Source organism: Nocardiopsis moroccensis, assembly GCF_055763695.1.
Map to the genome: position 1 here is coordinate 5,571,228 of NZ_CP199747.1, position 15,371 is coordinate 5,586,598.

The 15,371-nt window shown below is 71.6% G+C and carries 13 protein-coding genes and 2 riboswitches; of the genes, 11 read left to right on the forward strand and 2 right to left on the reverse strand.

Going from position 1 to position 15,371, the window contains the following annotated elements:
* Nucleotides 1–86: 86 nt before the first annotated feature.
* The 9 genes from ACUKCB_RS24625 to ACUKCB_RS24665 all read left to right on the forward strand — a co-directional run bounded on the left by ACUKCB_RS24625 (nt 87) and on the right by ACUKCB_RS24665 (nt 11,666).
* Nucleotides 87–473, forward strand: a complete 387-nt coding sequence (locus ACUKCB_RS24625; RefSeq protein WP_473037966.1) for a hypothetical protein — start codon at nt 87–89, stop codon at nt 471–473.
* A gap of 172 nt (nt 474–645) precedes the next feature.
* Nucleotides 646–1,737, forward strand: coding sequence for an acyltransferase (locus tag ACUKCB_RS24630; protein ID WP_473037967.1), 1,092 nt, complete (start codon nt 646–648; stop codon nt 1,735–1,737).
* 73 nt (nt 1,738–1,810) lie between these two features.
* Nucleotides 1,811–2,023, forward strand: a riboswitch (cobalamin riboswitch).
* 59 nt (nt 2,024–2,082) lie between these two features.
* Complete coding sequence (locus ACUKCB_RS24635; RefSeq protein ID WP_473037969.1) at nt 2,083–3,126, forward strand: ABC transporter substrate-binding protein; 1,044 nt, start codon at nt 2,083–2,085, stop codon at nt 3,124–3,126.
* Nucleotides 3,123–4,139 carry a FecCD family ABC transporter permease gene (locus ACUKCB_RS24640; RefSeq protein ID WP_452542620.1) on the forward strand — a complete coding sequence of 339 codons (1,017 nt, stop codon included), beginning with the start codon at nt 3,123–3,125 and terminating at the stop codon, nt 4,137–4,139. Before ACUKCB_RS24635 ends, ACUKCB_RS24640 begins: the two co-directional genes overlap by 4 nt.
* Nucleotides 4,136–4,972 carry an ABC transporter ATP-binding protein gene (locus ACUKCB_RS24645; RefSeq protein ID WP_473037970.1) on the forward strand — a complete coding sequence of 279 codons (837 nt, stop codon included), beginning with the start codon at nt 4,136–4,138 and terminating at the stop codon, nt 4,970–4,972. The genes ACUKCB_RS24640 and ACUKCB_RS24645 overlap by 4 nt, the downstream gene beginning before the upstream one ends.
* Before the next feature lie 39 nt (nt 4,973–5,011).
* Nucleotides 5,012–5,124: riboswitch (cobalamin riboswitch) on the forward strand.
* A gap of 35 nt (nt 5,125–5,159) precedes the next feature.
* Nucleotides 5,160–8,750 (forward strand): cobaltochelatase subunit CobN, encoded by a 3,591-nt coding sequence (gene cobN / locus ACUKCB_RS24650; protein ID WP_473037971.1) that lies wholly within the window; start codon nt 5,160–5,162, stop codon nt 8,748–8,750.
* Nucleotides 8,747–9,472, forward strand: a complete 726-nt coding sequence (gene cobF, locus ACUKCB_RS24655) for a precorrin-6A synthase (deacetylating) (protein WP_473037972.1) — start codon at nt 8,747–8,749, stop codon at nt 9,470–9,472. The genes cobN and cobF overlap by 4 nt, the downstream gene beginning before the upstream one ends.
* The gene (locus ACUKCB_RS24660) at nt 9,469–10,950 is read left to right on the forward strand and encodes a cobyric acid synthase (protein WP_473037973.1); all 1,482 of its coding nucleotides are present in this window, start codon (nt 9,469–9,471) and stop codon (nt 10,948–10,950) included. Before cobF ends, ACUKCB_RS24660 begins: the two co-directional genes overlap by 4 nt.
* Entirely contained in the window at nt 10,947–11,666 is a 720-nt protein-coding gene (locus ACUKCB_RS24665) for a cobalt-precorrin-6A reductase (protein WP_473037974.1), read from the forward strand. The genes ACUKCB_RS24660 and ACUKCB_RS24665 overlap by 4 nt, the downstream gene beginning before the upstream one ends.
* A gap of 1,114 nt (nt 11,667–12,780) precedes the next feature.
* Here ACUKCB_RS24665 and ACUKCB_RS24670 read toward each other — a convergent pair.
* Entirely contained in the window at nt 12,781–13,044 is a 264-nt protein-coding gene (locus ACUKCB_RS24670) for a DUF397 domain-containing protein (RefSeq protein WP_473037976.1), read from the reverse strand.
* Entirely contained in the window at nt 13,041–13,901 is an 861-nt protein-coding gene (locus tag ACUKCB_RS24675) for a helix-turn-helix domain-containing protein (RefSeq protein ID WP_473037977.1), read from the reverse strand. Before ACUKCB_RS24675 ends, ACUKCB_RS24670 begins: the two co-directional genes overlap by 4 nt.
* Before the next feature lie 271 nt (nt 13,902–14,172).
* Here ACUKCB_RS24675 and ACUKCB_RS24680 point away from each other — a divergent pair, with 271 nt between their 5' ends.
* Both ACUKCB_RS24680 and ACUKCB_RS24685 read left to right on the forward strand, forming a co-directional pair.
* Nucleotides 14,173–14,613, forward strand: a complete 441-nt coding sequence (locus ACUKCB_RS24680) for an ATP-binding protein (protein WP_473037978.1) — start codon at nt 14,173–14,175, stop codon at nt 14,611–14,613.
* Between the two features lie 115 nt (nt 14,614–14,728).
* The gene (locus tag ACUKCB_RS24685; protein WP_473037979.1) at nt 14,729–15,094 is read left to right on the forward strand and encodes a hypothetical protein; all 366 of its coding nucleotides are present in this window, start codon (nt 14,729–14,731) and stop codon (nt 15,092–15,094) included.
* Nucleotides 15,095–15,371: the final 277 nt, after the last annotated feature.

Below are 15,371 nucleotides of genomic sequence, written 5' to 3' on the forward strand. Positions count from 1 at the left end.
CCCCCGTCCGGTTCCGCACGATCCCCTCATGAGCAGTACCCGTGAACGGAAGACGCCGTCGGCACCTTCTCGCGACCCTCGAACCCATGCTCGAATCCGACGAGCGGGTCGAGGTGACGACCATCGTCAACCTCAAGTCGGTCTCCGTGGGCCGAACCGCGGCCACCGCGGCCGTTTCGGTGGCCCTGGGCAGCGGCATGGTCATGATCCCGAGCCCGGTCCCCATGTACCTGGCGATGACCGACCGGCGTCTGTTCATCTTCGAGGCGGACCCGACGTTCGCCAAGCCCAAGGAACTGTTGATAACCCTGCGCCGGGCCGGTCTGGTCCGCTCGCGCATCCGCGAGCGGGTGATCAACTCGTCCTTCGTGGTCACCGTGCCGGGTGAGGAACAGGGTCTGCGGATCCTGTTCCCCCTGTTCGGTCGCAAGGAGCGCGACGTGGTGGCCGCGGCCATCCCCGAGGAGGGCTGAGCCCTCGTCGGCCGACGGGAGACCGAACGGCGCGGCACGGCGGGCCGGTGCTCGGACCAGCCCGCCGTGCCGTGCCCGCGCTGCCGGAAGCCGCTGGGGCCCGCCGCCGTCCGGGCTTTCCGATCGGTAACGCGGGTTGAACTCGAAGATAACGAAGTGGTATCGATGGGGGGTGCGAGTCGAGAGAGCCCCGGTGGGCGCCCAGGCCCCACCCCCAACCGTTCCGGCCACATCCTGGATGGAGTTCGCCCGCGTCGCCGCCATGGTCGCGGTCATCCTCGTGCACGCCTACTCCCCGTTGGTGAGCACCCTCCAGGCCGAGCTCGGCGGTCCCACGTGGTGGACGGCCAACGTCGTGGACGCCGCCGTGCGCTGGTGCGTCGCGGTGTTCGTGATGATCAGCGGCGCGCTGCTGCTGCGCCCACGCGAGGAGAGCGCGGGTGACTTCTACCGCAAGCGGTGGGCCAGGATCGGTGTGCCCCTGCTGGTCTGGAGCGCCGCCTACCTGCTCTGGCACTACTGGCGCGAGGGCATCGACGCCTCCCAGGCCGCCGCCCAGGCCGCCTCGGGATCGCCGTCGATCCACCTGTACTTCCTCTACGTCATCGCGGGCCTCTACCTGTTCACCCCGTTCCTGCGCACGGTGGTCGCACACACCTCGCGCACCGGGCTGTGGTGGCTGACCGGGGTGGCGTTCGCGGTGGGGATCGCCGACCAGCTGCTGTCCCTGGTCGAGGGGGCCGGCGGGGCGAGCGCCGTCACCCGCTTCCTGCCGTTCCTCGGCTACTACCTGCTGGGTTGGCTGCTGCTGACCGCCGACACCGGCCCCCGGACCACGCGCTACGGAGCCGTCGCGCTCGTCCTGGGCGTGGCCGGAACCGCCGCGGGCGCCGGGACGGCCGCCCGCATGGCGGGGGAGTGGGGCCCCGCCGGCGAGTACTTCTACGGCTTCCTCTCCCTGCCGATGATCCTCGCCGGGGCGGGCGCCTACCTCGTATTGCGCACCGCGGGCACCCGACTGGCCATGGCGCAGGGTCCGACCGCCGCGGCCACCAGGCGGGCCGTCCGGGTGGCGTCCGGGCTGAGCCTCGGCGTCTACCTCGTGCACGTCATGGTGCTGTACACGCTGCGCGACCTCTGGGGCGTGCCCGACGGCTTCCTCGCGCTGTTCGCCGCCGTGGGCTACGCAGTCGCGACCGCCGCGATCAGCCTGGTGCTGGTGGCCCTCGCCCAGCGGGTCCCCCTGCTGCGCGTCATCGTCTGATCCGGCCGCACCACCGCCGCCCACGGACCCCCGGGGCAAACCGCGCCCGGGGCCGGGAGGGGCACGCGGCCCTTGTTATCCTTCCCGGGCCAGTCGTACCACTCAGGTGGTCAGGGAATCCGGTGCGAATCCGGAACTGACGCGCAGCGGTGTGGGGGACGGGCGGGGTACGCGAGCCACTGGGGCACGGGTGCGCGGGCGGCAGCGTCCGCGCGGCACCGACCCGGGAAGGCACCCCGTCCGGAGGAACCCGAGTCCGAAGACCTGCTGGCCCCTCCGCGTCGAGTGCGCGGAGGCGAACCCGTGCCGGGCTCCGCGTTCGAGCCCCGAACCCGAGGCGTCCCCATGCCGCGTCACGCGCTCCCGTCCTTCGCCCTCCTGCTCGTCCCCGCCCTCGCCCTCACCGCCTGCGGTGTCCCGGGAGACCGGGAAAACGACAGCACCGAAGCGGCCACCGCATCCGGTTACCCCCGCACCATCGACAACTGCGGCCACGAGATCACCCTCGACACACCCCCGGAACGGGTGGTCTCCCTCAACCAGGGGTCCACCGAGATCCTGCTCTCCCTGGGCCTGGAGGACCGGGTGGTCGGCACCGCCACCTGGACCGACCCGATCATGACGGGGCTGGAGGAGGCCAACGCCGACATCCCCCGGCTGGCCGAGAACAACCCCTCCTTCGAACGGGTCCTGGAGGCCGACCCCGACTTCGTGACCGCCTCCTTCGTCTCCACGCTCGGCACCGGCGGCGTCGCCACCCGCGAACAGTTCGAGGAACTGGGCGTCCCCACCTACGTCTCCCCGACCGACTGCGCCGCGGGCAAGGACAACGAGAGCGGCGGGGACGGCTCCCGGAGCGAACCGCTCACCCTGGACTCCGTCTACGGCGAGATCCACGATCTGGCCGAGGTCTTCGGGGTGCAGGAGCGCGGGGAGGAACTGGTCTCGCAACTCCAGCTCCGGGTGGACACCGCGACCGAGGACCTGGAGGTCTCGGACGTGAGCCTCATGTACTGGTTCGCCAACTCCCAGTCGCCCTACCTCGCGGGCTGCTGCGGCGCCCCCGGGGCCATCACCGGCGCCGTCGGCGCCCGGAACGCCTTCGACGACACCCACGACGAGTGGCCCCAGATCAACTGGGAGACCGTCGCGGACCGTGATCCCGACGTCATCGTGCTCGGCGATCTGACCCGTGAGTCCCAGACCGCCGAGACCGCGGAGGCCAAGATCGCCTTCCTGGAGACCAACCCGGCCACCCGCAACCTCACCGCGGTGCGCGAGGAGCGGTACGTCCTGCTCAGCGGCCAGGCGATGAACCCCTCCATCCGCACGGTCGAGGGCATCGAGCTGGTCGCGGACGGCCTGCGCGAGCTCGGGTACACCCGGTGAGAGGTGCCCGCCCGGCACTGCTCATCACCTCAGGTCTCCTGCTCCTGGCCCTGTCGGTCTCGGTCGCAGTCACCATCGGCCCCGCCGACATCACCCCGGCCCAGGTCTGGCGGTCGGTCGCGGCGCGGTTCGGCCTCGGCGAGAGCCCGCTGTCGCAACTGCGCGAGGGGATCGTGTGGAACCTGCGGATGCCCCGCACCCTGCTCGCCGCGGTCTGCGGGGCGGGGCTGGCCCTGTGCGGCGCGGTGATGCAGTCCCTGCTGCGCAACCCGCTGGCCGACCCCTTCGTCCTGGGGGTCTCCTCCGGCGCCTCCACCGGTGCGGTCGCCGTGATCGTGCTCGGCTGGGGCGCCGGTGTGGTCTCGCTGTCGGCGGGTGCCTTCGTGGGCGCCCTGCTCTCCTTCGCCATGGTGATGCTGCTCAGCCACTCCCTGGGCGGCAGTATGGACCGGGTCGTGCTGTCCGGGGTCGCGGCCATGCAGCTGTTCTCGGCGCTGACCTCGTTCACCGTGCTGACCTCAGCGGACGCAGAGACCACCCGCGGGGTGCTGTTCTGGCTGCTGGGCTCCCTCAGCGGCGCGGGCTGGACCGACGTGCTCCTGTGCGCCGCCGTGCTCGGCCTCGTGCTCGCCGTCTGCCTGGCGAACACCACCACCCTGGACGCCTTCGCCTTCGGTGAGGAGGCCGCCGCGAACCTGGGCGTCCAGGTGGGCCGGGCCCGGGTGCTGCTGCTGAGCGCCACCGCGCTGCTCACCGCGGTCCTGGTCAGCTCCGCCGGCGCGATCGGCTTCGTGGGACTGGTCCTGCCGCACGCCGCCCGTGCGCTCACCGGCTCCTCCCACGCCAGGCTGCTGCCGGTCACCGTGCTGGCGGGCGCGGTCTTCCTGGTGTGGGTGGACACGGTCGCCCGGACCGCGCTGGACCCGCAGGAGATCCCGGTGGGGGTGGTCACCTCCCTCATCGGCGTGCCCGCCTTCGTCGCCGTGCTGTACCGCGTGAGGAGCAAGACTTGAACGAACTCGTCCGGGCCTCGGGGGAGGGGCTGCGCGCCGACCGGGTCAGCCTCGGAATCGGCGGCCGTATCCTGCTCGACGGCGTCACCCTCGTCCCCCGGCCGGGGGAGACCATCGGCCTGCTGGGCCCCAACGGGTCGGGCAAGTCCACCCTGCTGCGGCTGCTCGCCGGGGTACTCGGCCCCTCCGCCGGCGTGGTCACCCTGGACGGGAGCCCGCTGAACCGGGTCGGACGCCGGGCCGTGGCGCGGCGGGTGGCCACCGTCCAGCAGCACGCGCACACCCAGACCGAGCTGACCGTCCGCGACGTGGTGGCACTGGGTCGCATCCCGCACCGCCGCTCCTGGTCACCCATGGGCCCGGACGACCTGGCGGCCGTGACGCGGGCACTGGAACGCACCGGCCTGACCGACCGGGCCGACCAGTCCTGGCACACCCTGTCCGGCGGGGAGCGCCAGCGCGCCCAGATCGCCCGGGCCCTGGCCCAGGAACCCGGCGAGCTCCTGCTCGACGAACCCACCAACCACCTCGACATCCAGTACCAGCTCGACCTGCTGGAACTGGTCACCGGCCTGCCGGTGACCGCCGTGATCGCCCTGCACGACCTCAACCTGGCCGCGATGTACTGCGACCGCCTGGTGGTGCTCAAGGACGGCGGGGCCGTCGCCGAGGGCACGCCCTCCCAGGTCCTGACCCCCGCCCTCATCGAGGAGGTCTACGGGGTCCCGGTCGAGGTCACCCCGGGTTCCGACCATCCGGTGGTGCGCTTCCTGCGCCGGGGCGCCGCCCCGCCGGGCCGGACCGGGGCGGACCGGCCTCCCCGCGCCCCCTGACCTCCCCGCCGAGGCGGCACGGGAGCGGCCCGGCTAAAGTGTGAATCCTTTGCTCGTGGTACAGGAACCCGGTGCGAGTCCGGGGCGGTTCCGCCACTGTGACACCCCGATCCGGGGTGCAGCCAGACACTGGCCTCGGGCAGTCCGACCGCCGATGGGGCGAGAACCCCGAGGGAGGAGCCCGGCCATGACGGTCCGGATCGCTCTGCTGTCCACGTCCGACACCGACCTGCTGTCCGCGCGGGCCAGCGGCGCCTCATACCTGTGGGCCAACCCGTCCCGCGCCCGTGACGCCGAACTCACCGACACCGTCGAGCGAGCCGACCTCGTGGTGGTGCGCCTGCTGGGCTCCTCCCACGACCTGTGGCCCGGCCTGGCCGCCGTCCGCGAGCGGGGCACACCCCTGGTGGTGCTCAGCGGCGAGCAGCAGCCCAGCGCCGAGCTGATGGAACACTCCACCGTGCCCATCGGGCTGGCGACCGAGGCCCACCGCTACCTCGCCGAGGGAGGCCCCGCCAACCTCGCCCGCCTGCACGCCTTCCTGTCGGACACCGTCCTGCTGACCGGGGAGGGCTTCGAGCCCCCGGCGGCCCTGCCGCCGTGGGGCTTCGCCGAGCGCGAGCGCCCGCGCGATGCGGACCTGCCCAAGGTGGGCATCCTCTACTACCGGGCCCACCAGGCGGGCGGCAACACCGCGTTCGCGCACGCCCTGGCCGACGCCGTCGACGCGACCGGCCGGGCCGTGGGCGTCCCCGTCTTCGCCGGTTCGCTGCGTTCGGCCCCCGACGACCTCTACGAGGCGCTCCGCGGTCTCGACGTCCTGATCGTCACCGTCCTCGCGGCGGGCGGCAGCGTGCCCGCGTCCGCGAGCGCCGGGGGCGAGGACGAGGCCTGGGACGTGGAGCGCATGGCCGCCCTGGACGTCCCCGTCCTCCAGGGCCTGTGCCTGACCAGTTCGCGCGCGGACTGGGAGGAGTCCGAGGACGGGGTCACCCCGCTCGACTCGGCCACCCAGATCGCCATCCCCGAGTTCGACGGCCGGATCATCACCGTGCCGTTCTCCTTCAAGGAGATCGACAGCGACGGGCTGCCCCGCTACGTCGCCGACCCCGAGCGCTGCGCCCGCCTGGCCGGTATCGCCGCCGCCCACGCCCGACTCCGACACGTGCCGCCCGCCGAGAAGCGGCTCGCCGTGGTCCTGTCCGCCTACCCCACCAAGCACGCGCGGATCGGCAACGCCGTCGGCCTGGACACCCCCCGCTCGCTGGTGCGCCTGCTGCGCCGCCTGCGAGAGGAGGGCTACGACCTGGGCGAGCCCGACGCCCTGCCCGGTCTGGACCTGCCAGACGAGACCGAGGCGGGCGACGCCCTGATCCACGCCCTGATCGAGGCGGGCGGCCAGGACGAGGACTGGCTGACCTCCGTCCAGCTCACCGAGGCCCACGTACGCATTACCCCCGAGCAGTACGCCGAATGGACCCGGGACCTGGACCCGGCCCTGAAGGAGGCGATGACCGAGGCGTGGGGCGCCGCGCCCGGCAAGCTGTACGTGAACGAGCAGGGCGAACTCGTGCTGGCCGCGCTCCGGGCGGGCAACGTCGTCGTGCTGGTCCAGCCGCCGCGCGGCTTCGGCGAGAACCCGATCGCGATCTACCACGACCCCGACCTGGCCCCCAGCCACCACTACCTGGCGGCCTACCGCTGGCTGGAGCACGGTTTCGGCGCCCACGCCGTCGTGCACCTGGGCAAGCACGGTTCCCTGGAGTGGCTGCCCGGCAAGAACGCCGCGCTGTCCGCGGCCTGCGCCACCGACGCCGCCCTGGGAAACCTTCCGCTGGTGTACCCGTTCCTGGTCAACGACCCGGGGGAGGGCGCCCAGGCCAAACGCCGCGCCCACGCCACCGTCGTCGACCACCTCATCCCCCCGATGGCCCGCGCGGAGAGCTACGGCGACATCGCCCGCCTGGAACAGCTCCTGGACGAGTACGCCAACATCGCCGCCATGGACCCGGCCAAGCTGCCCGCGATCCGGGGCGAGATCTGGGCCCTGATGCGCGCCGCCGAGATGCACCGCGACCTGGGCCTGGACGAGCGGCCGGGCGACGAGGAGTTCGACGACTTCCTGCTGCACGTCGACGGCTGGCTGTGCGAGATCAAGGACACCCAGATCCGCGACGGCCTGCACGTGCTGGGCGAGGCCCCCGCGGGTGCGGGCCGGGTGAACCTGGTCCTGTCCGTGCTGCGCGCCGCCCAGGTCTGGGGCGGGGTCGGCGGGGCTGTGCCCGGACTGCGGGCCGCCCTGGGCCTGAAGGACGACGCGCCCACCCACGAGGTCGACGGGATCGAGACGCTGGCCCGCGGCCTCGTCGAGCGCATGGAGGCCGCGGACTGGGACCCCGCCGCCGCGGCGGGCATGCACGACGACGCCGAGGTGTGCCGCGTCCTGGAGTTCGCCGCCGAACAGGTGGTGCCCCGGCTGGCCCGCACCACCGACGAACTCGACCACGTCCTGCACGCCCTGAACGGCGGTTTCATCCCGGCGGGGCCGTCCGGTTCACCGCTGCGCGGCCTGGTCAACGTGCTCCCGACCGGCCGCAACTTCTACACCGTCGACCCCCGGGCGGTGCCCTCCAGGCTCGCCTGGAAGACCGGGCAGGCCATGGCCGAGTCACTGCTGCGCCGCCACATGGAGGAGACCGGCACCTACCCGGAGTCGGTCGGCCTGTCGGTGTGGGGCACCTCCGCCATGCGCACCTCCGGCGACGACATCGCCGAGGTGCTGGCCCTGCTGGGCGTGCGGCCGGAGTGGGACGAGGCCTCCCGTCGGGTCGGCCGGCTCGACGTGGTGCCGCTGGAGGAGCTGGGGCGCCCGCGCATCGACGTCACCGTGCGCATCTCCGGTTTCTTCCGGGACGCCTTCCCGCACGTGGTCGCGATGCTGGACGACGCGGTCAACCTCGTCGCTGACCTCGACGAGCCCGACGAGCAGAACTACGTGCGCGCCCACATGCATGCCGACCTGGCCGAGCACGGAGACCAGCGCCGTGCCACCACCCGGATCTTCGGCTCCGCGCCGGGCTCCTACGGCGCCGGGATCCTCCAGGTCGTGGAGTCGGGCAACTGGCGCGACGACCGCGACCTCGCCGAGGTCTACACGGCCTGGGGCGGCTTCGCCTACGGGCGCGGCCTCAACGGTGTTCCGGCCGCCGACGACATGCGGGCGAACTACCGAAGGATCAAGGTCGCCGCGAAGAACATCGACAGCGCCGAACACGACATCGCCGACTCCGACGACTACTTCCAGTACCACGGCGGCATGATCGCCACCGTCCGCGCCCTCAGCGGGGCGGACCCCAAGGCCTACGTCGGTGACTCCACCTCGCCCGACGCGGTGCGCACCCGCCCCCTCGCGGACGAGACCGCCCGGGTGTTCCGCGCCCGGGTGGTCAACCCCCGCTGGATCGCGGCCATGCGCCGCCACGGCTACAAGGGCGCCTTCGAGCTGGCCGCGACCGTGGACTACCTGTTCGGTTTCGACGCCACGGCCGGGGTCGTGCACGACTGGATGTACGAGAAGCTCGCCGCCGAGTACGTGCTGGACGAGCAGACCCAGGAGTTCCTGCGCCGCTCCAACCCGTGGGCGCTGCACGGCATCGTCGAGCGGCTGCACGAGGCGGCCCGGCGCGGCCTGTGGGAGGAGCCGGACCCGGCCACCATGGAGGCCCTCACCGAGGTCTACCTGGAGGTCGAGGGCGACCTGGAGGAGAAGTCCGAGTGAGGGTGCGGATTCTGGGGATCGGGATGGGCCCCCAGCACGTCACCGGGGAGGCCGCCGAGGCGCTGCGGGGCTGCGACTACGCCGTCGCCGTCCGCAAACGGGACGACGACGGCCTGTTCGCCCTGCGGCAGCAGGTCTGTGACGCCTTCGGGCTGTCGCTGGTGGCCGTGGCCGACCCCGAACGCGACCGCGACGACCCGGCGGACTACCCGGCGGCGGTCGCCGACTGGCACGAGGCCCGGGTGGCCGCCTTCGAGCGGGTGCTGGGCGAGCGCGGCGGCACCGCGGCCTTCCTGGTCTGGGGCGACCCCTCGCTGTACGACTCCACCCTGCGGATCGTGGCGCGGATCGCCGAGCGCGGGAACGTCGCCCTGGACTACGACGTGCTCCCCGGGATCAGCGCGCCGCAGATCCTGGCGGCGCGGCACCGGATCGTGCTGCACGGGGTGGGCCGCCCGGTGCACGTCACCACGGCCCGGCGGCTGCCCGAGGCCGTGGCGGCGGGACAGGACAACATCGTCGTCATGCTCACCGGGCGGCACGGCTTCGAGGGCCTGGAGGACTGGTCCCTGTGGTGGGGTGCCAACCTGGGTGCCGACTCCGAGGAACTGGTCGCGGGCAGGCTCGGTGACGTGCTGCCGGAGATCGGGGCGGCCCGGCGGCGGGCCAGGGAGAAGGCGGGCTGGGTGATGGACACCGCCCTGCTGAGGAGGCCCGAGTGAGCGGGCTGCTGGTCGCCGGGACCACCTCCGACGCGGGCAAGAGCGTGGTCACCACCGCCCTGTGCCGGGCCTTCGCCCGCCGGGGCGTGCGGGTGGCGCCGTACAAGGCGCAGAACATGTCCAACAACTCCATGGTCTGCCACGGCCCGGACGGTCGTCCCGCGGAGATCGGGCGGGCCCAGTGGGTGCAGGCGCTGGCCGCCCGCGTCGTCCCCGAACCCGCGATGAACCCGGTGCTGCTCAAACCGGGCAGCGACCGGCGCAGCCACGCCGTGCTGATGGGCCACCCCGCCGGGGACGTGTCCTCCTCGAACTGGGAGGCCGGACGCCGTCACCTCGCCGAGGCCGCGCACACCGCCTTCGACGACCTGTCCGAGCGCTACGACGTGGTCGTCGCCGAGGGGGCGGGCAGTCCCGCCGAGATCAACCTGCGCGCGGGCGACTACGTGAACATGGGCCTGGCCCGGCACGCGGGGGTGCCCGTGGTGGTGGTCGGCGACATCGACCGGGGCGGGGTGTTCGCCGCGATGTACGGGACGGTGGCGCTGCTGGAGCCGGCCGATCAGGAGCTGATCGCCGGTTTCGTGGTCAACAAGTTCCGGGGTGACCACGGCCTGCTCCGGCCGGGCCTGGACGACCTGGAACGGATCACCGGCCGCCGGGTGTTCGGGACCCTGCCGTGGGACCCCGGGCTGTGGCTGGACTCCGAGGACGCCCTGGACCTGGAGGGACGGCGGGCCGACGGGGAGGCGGCGCTGCGGGTGGCGGTGGTGCGCCTGCCCCGGATCAGCAACTTCACCGACGTGGACGCACTCGGCCTGGAACCCGGGCTCGACGTGGTCTTCGCCTCCGGGCCGCGCGACGTCGCCGACGCCGACCTGGTGGTGCTGCCGGGCACCCGCTCCACCCTCGCCGACCTGGCCTGGCTGCGCTCGCGCGGGCTGGACGCGGCGATCACCGAGCACGTGAGTCGGGGGCGGCCGCTGCTCGGGATCTGCGGCGGGTTCCAGATGCTCGGGCGCACCGTCGCCGACCCCGAGGGTGTCGAGGCCGCCCCGGGTGCGTCGGCGGAGGGGCTGGGGCTGCTGGACGTGCGCACCGACTTCACCGCCGACAAGACCCTGCGGTTGCCCGAGGGCGAGGCGCTGGGCGCGCCCGCCGACGGCTACGAGATCCACCACGGGCGCGTCACCGTGGGCGCGGGAGCCGAGGAGTTCCTGGGCGGAGCGCGTTCGGGCAACGTCTTCGGCACCATGTGGCACGGCAGCCTGGAGGGCGACGCCTTCCGGGCGGCCTTCCTCGACCAGGCTTTGGGGTACGGGCCGTCCGGGGTGGAGTTCGCCGCCGCGCGCGAGCGGCGCATCGACCTGCTCGCGGACCTCGCGGAGCGCTACCTGGACGTCGACGCGCTGCTGGAGCTGGCTCGCGAGGGTTCTCCTGCTGGACTGCCCCTGCTGGGCCCGGGTGGTGTGCGATGAGACTTCTTCTCTTGGGCGGCACCTCCGAGGCCCGTGAACTGGCCGCCCTGCTGGTCGAGGCCGGTGTGGACGTGACGACGTCACTGGCCGGCCGGGTGGCCCGGCCGCGCCTGCCGGTGGGGAAGGTGCGGATCGGTGGGTTCGGGGGCGTGCCCGGACTGCGCGCGGCCCTGGCCGACTACGACGCGGTGGTGGACGCCACCCACCCCTTCGCGCTCGGGATGACCGCGAACGCGGCGGCCGCCTGCACGGATCTGCCGCTGCTGCGGTTGGAGCGGCCCGGGTGGGAGCCGGACCCGGCATGGCACTACGCCGACACCCACGAGGGGGCGGCGGAGTTGGCGGCCGGGCTGGGGGAACGGCCGTTCGTGACGGTCGGCCGTCAGGAGCTGGCCCGCCTCGTGCCGACGCTGGGGGAGCGCGCGGTGCTGGCCCGGGTGGTGGACGTGCCCGATCTCGAACTGCCGGCCGCCTGGCGGCTGCTGACCAGCCGGGGCCCGTATCACCTGGACGGTGAGCTGGAGCTGATGGCCGGGCACCGGGCGGACGTGCTCATCACCAAGGACTCCGGGGGTACCTACACCTGGCCGAAGATGGCAGCCGCCGGGCAGCTCGGCGTTCCGGTCGTGGTGGTGCGGCGCCCACCGGGCCCGCAGGGTGTGCCCACGGTCAACAGGGTGGCGGAAGCGTTCGACTGGGTGACCGGGCTGGGGTGAGTCTTCGGGGGATTCCCGAGCACACTTGGTGCCTGTTCGTGGGCGCGGCGGGTGCGGGTGGTCCCCCTTCCCCGCCGCGTGATGGTGGCCGTCTTTCGCTTCGCGCGTCAAGGTCGTACGTCCTCGCTTCGCTGCGGGCGCTCCACCTTGACCCGCTGCGCTGCGACGGCGAGTTGGCGGCTGTCGGGGAAGGGGGGGAGTGTGGTCGGGGCGGCAGATGCCTCCCGGGCTTCGCCCGGACAGGCTGAGTAGGCCGGGCCCCGCCGGGACAGGCCGGACAGCCTGGGCCCTGCCGGGCCCGCTGTTCCCGGTCTTCGGCTCCACGGCCTTCGGCCCCGGTCCGAGCAACCCCCTCTTCCCCAGTCCGCCGCTCCACGCCTGGGCGTGTCGCGGCCGGTCATTCGCTCCTGCGAAACAGCGGCGGCGGAGTAGCGGCAGAGGCAGGATGTAGGGGCAGGGGCAACGGTCCGCAGGGCGGATAAGGGCTGTTCGGGCCGGTGAAAGGCAGGGGCCGGTGGCCCGTGGGGCCGAAACCCGCATCTCTGCCTGTCCGCTGCTTCCAAAACCCCTAGCTCCCCGGTGATCTTGCTACCAGGGGCAACTTCGGCGCCGAAATTGCCCCTGGTAGCAAGATCACCGGGGAAAAGGGGACCGAATCCGCCCCGAGGACCCGGGGGACGAGCCGCCTCCGCCACCCCTGGGCCGGTCAGCCCGGTGGGACGCGCCCGGCCCCTACCCGGCTGCTCGGGCCCTTCGTTGCCCACCCGTCACTGGATGGGGACGCGCCTGCCGAGAGAGCCAGAGGGACGGGCGGGAATCCGGCCGGCCACGGCCGGACCGGGGTCCGGCGAAGCCCGGGCACCGTTCGCCGCCCGACCACACTCCCCCGTTTCCCGACAGCCGCCAACCCGCCGCCCGTGGCGTGCGGGTCAAGGTGGAGCGCCCGGAGCGAAGCGAGGACGTACGACCTTGACGCGTGCGGTGCGGGCGGCCACACTCACGCGGCGGGAAAGGGGGGACCCCAGGAGCGCCCGCCTCGGGAAGGGAAGAAGGCAGGAGCGCCCGGTTGCCCTTGGGGGAGCAGCGATAGCCGGGCGTCCGCGCTTTCGGCTGGTCAGCGGTAGAGGGTGGCGGAGAGGAAGCTGCTCCACTCGGAACTGGGGAAGGGGAGGTGTCCGGCGGTGGGGTGCTTGGAGTCGCGGACGGCGGCGCCGCAGGGAAGGTCGGCGACCTCCACACAGTTCTGGCCAGCGCCACTGTAGGTGCTCTTCCGGAAGCTGGCGGGGATGTGCGCGACCTCGACACAGTTGCCGCCGGTGTCGGCACTGTAGCTGCTCTTCATCCACGTGAGATTGGCGTGGGCGGTCTTTGTGATCATGAGTAGCTCTCCATGACTTCTTGGAGTCGGACTTGCGATGGTGCTGGTTTCAACGCCGCCACCCTCAGGTGCTCGAACGCTATCTGGTGTTCTTTGATCTCAGATGGCTGCTCCAGATAGACAGCACCAGTGCGATATTCGATATAGATGAGGCCGGGGTCGAGGGGAGCCGGGAAACCCAGAATGGAGAAGCTCCCTGCCATGCCGGTATGGGCTCCGCTGGGCTGCGGGAGTACCTGAAGGGTCACCTTTGGGAGCTGGGAGATCTCCAGAAGGTGAGCTATCTGTTCCCGCATGACCTCGACTCCGCCGACATCCCTGCGCAGGGCAGCCTCGTCGATCACACACCAGAAGCGTATGGGGTCTGCTCCGTGAAGGACCTTTTGCCGTGACATTCGCATGTCGACGCGGGCTTGGATCTCCTCTTGGCTGAGTTCCGCCGTGCCGTTCCTGTTGAGGGCTGTTGCGTATCCATGGGTTTGCAGCAGGCCTGGTACCAGATGGGTCTCCCAGGCGTAGATTTCAGACGCACCCTGCTCCAAGCCCAGATACAAAGAGAACCACTTGGGTACGGCGACGGCATCCTCTTGCTGTTCCCACCAGCCTTTCTTCTTCGCGTTGCGCGCAGCCTGTAGGTAGTGCTCTTGGTGTTCCTCGGGAACTTGGTAGAGGTCGAAGAGGATCTCTTCCAGGTCGCGCACACGCGGGGCGACCACTGCCGTCTCGATGTAGTGGAGCTTGCCCTGGGTGCATCGGAGCTTGGCGGCGACTTCCTTGCGGCTGAGGTCCGCCTCCACCCGTAGGCGCTTCAGTTCGTGGGCAAGCCAGCGTCGCCACACGGTCGGGCTTGAGCCCATTCGCACCACCCTGTCTGTCCGGAAGCAGTCGATCGAACGTTAGTCGGCTCGACTTCGGGCTTCAGGCGCTTGGAGAAACCTGGCTGACCAGCTTCGGGAATCGCTGGCGAAGCTCTGCTTGGCACTCTATATTGAAAATCAATATTGACTATCAAGATGATGAGGCTTTGGCAGAGCTCCGTGCAACGCAAAGGGAGAAGAGCTCGGGAGCTCGTAGCTGTACAGCCGGTGCCTCTGTTCCCAGTGGTCCATGCCAAGGAGTGTGTTCGTCATGCCGTCACCCGCACCCGTGCCAGTCCAGGGAGAGGCCACCGTGCCGCTGGTCCGCGCCTTCCTGGACACCTGCGCCGCCACCGAGTCCGGCGACTACCGCTACCTCTTCACCCTGCTCGGCAGCGAGCTCGCCAACAACGCCATCCGCCACAGCCTCTCCGGACACCCGGGCGGCAGCTACACACTGCGCGTGCACCGCACCAAGGACGGCCTGCACCTGACCTGCCGCGACCGGGGCGGACTGCGCACCCGCAACGCACCACTGGCCCCCCACCCCCGGGGCCTCGACCCCAATGCCGAATCGGGCCGGGGCCTGGCCATGATCGACGCCCTGGCCACCGCCTGGGGCGACAACGGCAACGCCGAGTACCGCAGCGTCTGGCTCTACCTGGCCCATGACCTGGACCGCAGCCGCTGGAACAACACCGCCGGGCTCTGAACCACCGGCCACACATGCCCCGTGCATGAGACGGGCCCAGGAAAGCGCGCCAACGCTTGCCCTGGGCCCTGAACCCCCGAAACCCAACAACGCATATGCAAGGAAAGAGGATCTGATGCAGCACCCTATCCCGAGGCCCCGACGCTCCGACGACTTCCGCCCCCTCCCTACCCTGCCGCGCCGCCAGCCTCTGGAAGGCCCCGCCTGCCGGGTGTGCGAGCACCCCTCCTGCCGACAGCGCCGCGCCCAGAACCTGCCCCGTCTGGGCGGACACCGGTCCGAGTACACCCGCGAACACGCCCAGGCCGCGCAGCTCCAGGCCCACTACCGCCACCTGATCGTCTACTACGGCGAGGCCACCCAGTCCTTCTGGGCAGCCACCCCCACCGGCATGATCGAGGCCCCCGACGTCGACACGCTCCTCCTGGAGCTGTGGACGCACACCGCCCCGCCCGCAGTTCGTCTCCCGGCTCAGCTCTAAAACGAAGTGTCCCGGGAAAACATGTGTCGGTGACGACCCCCGGGATAAAGTCCCTGGTGAAACGGCTTGCTCCCCGCCTGCGCGGGGATGGTCCCTACGCGACTAGTCGCGTAATTCTGCGACTCCTCTGCTCCCCGCGCACGCGGGGATGGACCCCACGGTCACTCCTTGGAAGAGGGGGCGGCGTAGCTGCTCCCCGCGCACGCGGGGGTACGCGCTACTAAGGTGCTTAGGGGTTGTGTTCAAAGGCTGTCTCCGCGCAAGCGGGGACGGGTCC

Coding starts and splice junctions, on each gene's coding strand:
- cobN (WP_473037971.1), top strand. CDS start 5,160: ATGACGGTCCGGATCGCTCTGCTGTCCACGTCCGACACCGACCTGCTG.
- ACUKCB_RS24665 (WP_473037974.1), top strand. CDS start 10,947: ATGAGACTTCTTCTCTTGGGCGGCACCTCCGAGGCCCGTGAACTGGCC.
- ACUKCB_RS24680 (WP_473037978.1), top strand. CDS start 14,173: ATGCCGTCACCCGCACCCGTGCCAGTCCAGGGAGAGGCCACCGTGCCG.
- ACUKCB_RS24625 (WP_473037966.1), top strand. CDS start 87: ATGCTCGAATCCGACGAGCGGGTCGAGGTGACGACCATCGTCAACCTC.
- ACUKCB_RS24675 (WP_473037977.1), bottom strand. CDS start 13,901: ATGGGCTCAAGCCCGACCGTGTGGCGACGCTGGCTTGCCCACGAACTG.
- ACUKCB_RS24635 (WP_473037969.1), top strand. CDS start 2,083: ATGCCGCGTCACGCGCTCCCGTCCTTCGCCCTCCTGCTCGTCCCCGCC.
- ACUKCB_RS24685 (WP_473037979.1), top strand. CDS start 14,729: ATGCAGCACCCTATCCCGAGGCCCCGACGCTCCGACGACTTCCGCCCC.
- ACUKCB_RS24670 (WP_473037976.1), bottom strand. CDS start 13,044: ATGATCACAAAGACCGCCCACGCCAATCTCACGTGGATGAAGAGCAGC.